1 protein-coding gene is annotated in these 517 nt (G+C 48.0%); it reads right to left on the bottom strand.

What is annotated here, in order from left to right; all coding sequences use genetic code 11:
• Positions 1–401, bottom strand: a 401-nt coding sequence (locus KDM89_RS19510) for a lytic murein transglycosylase (protein WP_212689559.1), incomplete at its 3' end; no start/stop codon positions are given.
• Between the last annotated feature and the right edge of the window lie 116 nt (positions 402–517).

The following is a 517-nucleotide window of genomic DNA, read 5'->3' as shown; positions in this document are numbered from 1 at the left end:
CTGTCCAGCGCTTCGGCATACTGGTTCCAAAACTGTACGCCCGCTGCGATACGATAAGGCTCAACGAAGCGACTGCGATAGACCTTCCAATTTTTAGGCTTGCCGGGAGGCGCAGGCTTCATCAATTGTCTGGCCGATTCCACATGCCTGACCTGAGAAAATAACTGCCTTAATTTTTCTTCTTCGAAGCCATGTAAATTCACCATTTGGCTGATGAAAACTTCCACTTCCTTCCACTGTTCGAAGTGTACATTTTCCTGTTGTTGGCTCGACGTGCTACTCGTGGCTTTGGCCGGTTTTTTGGAAACTTTTTTATCAGCGGCAAGAGCGCCGTTATGTAAGGAGCAAGCCAGTAACAGCGTCAGGCCAGTGAGGAGAAGGGAAGGGCGAGCGATCAACATAACATCCAGTTTATTTACACGCAGACAGTAACTGCTTTAATTGTTTCAGAGCGGCCGCATCGGAGCCAGCATGATTGCCATAGCTGCACAGGCTATAGAAATCAATAAATGCTTTC

Origin of the sequence: Cognatundibacterium luofuense (assembly GCF_018139685.1) — a bacterium.
GTDB lineage: Bacteria > Pseudomonadota > Gammaproteobacteria > Burkholderiales > Burkholderiaceae_D > Undibacterium > Undibacterium luofuense.
Note: the sequence above shows the minus strand (reverse complement) of the source record. Positions and strands in the feature narration are given on the sequence as shown.